The 2,956-nt window shown below is 76.9% G+C and carries 3 protein-coding genes; all 3 read right to left on the reverse strand.

What is annotated here, in order from left to right:
- Positions 1-175: 175 nt before the first annotated feature.
- A complete protein-coding gene (locus SSBG_RS05580) occupies positions 176-1,432 on the reverse strand; it encodes an alkaline phosphatase family protein (RefSeq protein ID WP_008745227.1) in 1,257 nt (418 codons plus the stop codon).
- Positions 1,432-2,040, reverse strand: a complete 609-nt coding sequence (locus SSBG_RS05585) for a DUF5998 family protein (RefSeq protein WP_008745228.1) — start codon at positions 2,038-2,040, stop codon at positions 1,432-1,434. Before SSBG_RS05585 ends, SSBG_RS05580 begins: the two co-directional genes overlap by 1 nt.
- Positions 2,041-2,227: 187 nt before the next feature.
- The coding region (locus SSBG_RS05590; protein ID WP_037869019.1) for an acetate--CoA ligase family protein at positions 2,228-2,956 on the reverse strand (729 nt) is incomplete at its 5' end.

Raw genomic sequence — 2,956 nt, forward strand, 5'->3', positions numbered from 1 at the left:
TCCGGGGCGACCCCAGACCCTACGCCACGGGTGCGGGCGGGACGGGGGCGGGGAGCGGCGGCGGACCTGGGCGGACGGGGGCGCACCCGGCCGGACCCCGGCGGCGGGCGGACGGAAGGGCGGGGGCGGGCCGCGCCTACCGGTCCCGGGCGACCCTCTCCCCGCTCCCGTGGTCTCAGGCGCGGATCTCGATGAGGGGCACGTGCTGCTCGGCCGTGGTGAGCGAGCCGTGCATCCCGACGAGTGCCGTCTCGCGCGGCTCGGTCTCGCTCGCGACGATCGCGGAGAGGCCCTGCGGGGCCGCGACGACATCGCCGATCCGCGCCAGCACCCGCTCCTCGCACACCTCGGGCGGCCCGAACCACCCGGCGGCCAGCGCCTCTTCGCGGCCGGCGACCCAGAACCTGTCGCCCAGCACCTCACGCCACACGGCGAGCACGTCAGCGGCCGCTCCCGGGTGGGCGTACACGTGCCGCGCGCGGCCCTCGCCGCCCAGCAGGGCGACGCCCGCGCCGAGTTCCCAGTCCTCGTCGTAGTCGATCCGGCTCTCGGGGTCCTCGGGGACGTCGACCATGCCGTGGTCGGCGGTCACGTACAGCGCGGTGCGCGGCGGGAGTTGCTCCGCGAGGCGCTGGGCGAGCCGGTCGACCTGCATGAGCTGGCCGCGCCAGGCGTCCGAGCCGGTGCCGTACTTGTGCCCGGCGCCGTCGAGTTCGCTGTAGTACGTGTAGACGAGCGAGCGGTCGCCCGCGGCCAGTTCCTCGGCGGCGCGGTCCATGCGTTCCTCGCCGGTGAAGCGGCCGTGGAAGGTGCCGCCGGAGAGCGCGACCTTGGTGAGCGGTGTCTCACGGAAGTGCGGGGCCGAGACCTGCGCGGTGTGCACTCCGGCCGCGTCGGCGGCGCGGAAGACGGTGGGGTGCGGCTGCCAGGCGGTGGGGTCCGTCCAGGGCTGCCAGCGGAGCTGGTTCATGAGCGCGCCGGTCGCCGGGTCGCGGACCGCGTAGCCGAGCAGGCCGTGCTGCCCGGGGACCGTGCCGGTGCCGACGGAGGCGAGCGAGGCGGCGGTCGTCGCGGGGAAGCCCGAGGTGAGCGGGCGGCCCGTGCCGCCGCGCGAGGTGCCCAGGAGGCCGTGCAGGAAGGGCGCCTCGTCGGGGTGGGCACGCAGCTGCTCCCAGCCGAGGCCGTCGACGAGGAAGACGCAGGCGCGGTCGGCGGGGTCCAGCTCGCCGATGACCGGGGCGAAGCCGGGGACGCCGAGCCCGGCGGCCAGGGTGGGGAGGAGGTCCGCGAGGCTGCCGCTCCCGTACTCGGGCACGAGCGCGGAGGAGAGCGGGAGCGGGGCGTAGGGGTCGGCGGGGTGCGGGGCGGCGGACGAGGCGGGCGTGTGCCGGGCCTCGTAGGCGTCCCAGTCCGCGTGGTGCGTCCCGCTCATCAGCGGCGGGTCCCCGAGGGGGTCTCGCCGAGCGCCGCCGTGGCCTCCGAGAGGGCCTGCGCGAAGGCCAGCGCCTGGCGGACGGTCTCGGGACCGTCGCCGGCCTCGCTCACGCGCAGGCTGAGGTCGTCTGCGGTGGAGCTGCCGGTGTAGCCGTGGTCCGCGTCGCAGTTGGGGTCGCCGCAGGCTGCGGGCTCCAGGTCGATGCGCGAGACGGCGCCCCAGCCGATGGTGAGGACGACCTCACGGGGCAGGGTGCCGGGCGTGTACGACTCGGGGTTGGCCACGACGCGGCTCGTGACGACGGAGGAGATCCGCTCGATGCGCACGGACTCCGTGGACGTCGTGGCGTACGGGGTCGGGGAGGTGTCGTCGGCGGCCTGTTCGTCGGTGTGGCTCACGATGAAGCGGTGCTCGGTGAGGACGAGCACCGTGACGTGCCTGCGGACCTCGTTCGCGTCGAACGTCGTCTCCTGGTGCACCAGGTACGACACCACCGGGTCCCCGCCGACCGCGGCCTCCACGGCCTCGGCCACGAGGGCCGGGTAGTAGCCGCTGCGCTCGATCGCCGCGCGCAGCCCCTGGGTCGTCGTACCGGTCTTCGCCATGCGCCCATCCTACGGGGGCGGGGGGCGTGACCGGTCACTCCGTGGGGGTTCGTCCTGGGGCCGGAGCCTGGCGCGGGCGGGGCGGGGCACGGCCGCGGGGCGCCTGGCGTGCGCGAACCGGTCGGACGGGGGCGCGGGACACCGCCGTGCCCCGCCGCTCCGGGAGCCGCGACGGGGGCGGGCCCGCTCAGTACATCGGCATCCTGCGCGGTCCCTCGTCCCCCACCGCCGGGGGGTGGGCGAGGCGGAGCGTGGCGCCGAGGACGCGGACGGTGCGGGGGGCGACGACGACCGGTTCGAGCGAGACCGCGACGATCTCGGGGTGATCGTCCACGAGGCGCGACACGCGCTGGATCAGCTCCTGGAGGGCGTCGGTGTCCACGGGTGCCGCGCCCCGCCAGCCGAAGAGGAGCGGGGCGCTGCGCAGCGAGCGGACCTGTTCGGCCGCGTCCCTGTCGGTGACGGGGACGAGGCGGTGCGCCGTGTCGCCGAGGAGTTCGGAGGGGGCCCCGGCGAGCCCGAAGGAGAGCACCGCGCCCGCCGCCGGGTCGATGACGGCGCGCACGACGGTGTCCACACCGCGCGGCGCCATCGCCTGGACGACCGGGCGCAGTTCGGCGGGCGAGCCGAGCAGCGCGGTCAGGTCCGCGTACGCGCGGCGCAGGTCGCTCTCGTCGGCGAGGTCGAGGCGGACGCCGCCGAGGTCGGGGCGGTGGCGCAGGTGCGGGGCGGTGATCTTGAGGGCGACGGGGTAGCCCAGTTCGGCGGCGGCGCGGGCCGCCGCGTCGGCGTCGGGCGCGGGCAGCGCGCGCAGGACGGGGATGCCGTAGCGGCGCAGCAGGTCCCCGGTGGCCTCGGGGCCTGGGGTCGTGCCGCGCGCGCCCGGGGGGAGCGCGTCGAGCAGCGCGGTGACGCG

The organism is Streptomyces sp. SPB074, from assembly GCF_000154905.1.
Lineage (GTDB): Bacteria > Actinomycetota > Actinomycetes > Streptomycetales > Streptomycetaceae > Streptomyces.

Excerpts from the sequence above, each read along its gene's own strand:
- SSBG_RS05580 (WP_008745227.1), bottom strand. The coding sequence starts at position 1,432 with ATGAGCGGGACGCACCACGCGGACTGGGACGCCTACGAGGCCCGGCAC.
- SSBG_RS05585 (WP_008745228.1), bottom strand. The coding sequence starts at position 2,040 with ATGGCGAAGACCGGTACGACGACCCAGGGGCTGCGCGCGGCGATCGAG.